Consider the following 514-nt stretch of genomic DNA (forward strand, 5'->3'; position numbering starts at 1 on the left):
TTCACGTTGGGCAAAAATAGATGAGAAACAGAGAAACAGAATGGTCTCTTCCCATGGTGAGGTTCTTTGGAGCTTTCTTCATACCTCCACTCTGCTCTACCTTGATTCTCACCATATCAACACTTCTTACTAGAGACTACGGCCCGGCTTTATTCGCGACATTCCTCGGCAGTCTCATGTTCTCAGCTGCCCCATCGGTCTTCTGGTTCGTTTCGATGGAGAAGATTTATGAAAGAAGCGAAAGAATTAGAAAGAGCAGAAATCGATTCACTCTAATCGGAGCATCCTTAGGAGCTGTATTCACGATCGCACTTTTCTTACTTATTCTCACGATTTCCGGTGGATTCAGTGATCTCGGATACATATTCAACCCACCCTACGTGCTCATAGGATTAGTATCAGGCTACGCTACTTCTCACGCAATTTTCCCAACTAATAAAGATAAGCCCAACCAGGCAGCCCATACAACTCCAGCCAGCGCTCCGCGCTGACTTCCGCGTATGGCTTTCACGTT

The 514-nt window shown here is 46.1% G+C and carries 1 protein-coding gene; it reads left to right on the forward strand.

What is annotated here, in order from left to right; all coding sequences use genetic code 11:
- Window positions 1-20 precede the first annotated feature (20 nt).
- A complete protein-coding gene (locus QEH54_RS22855) occupies window positions 21-491 on the forward strand; it encodes a hypothetical protein (RefSeq protein WP_309021050.1) in 471 nt (156 codons plus the stop codon).
- Window positions 492-514: the final 23 nt, after the last annotated feature.

The organism is Pelagicoccus sp. SDUM812003 (assembly GCF_031127815.1).
Classification (GTDB): Bacteria; Verrucomicrobiota; Verrucomicrobiia; order Opitutales; family Opitutaceae; genus Pelagicoccus.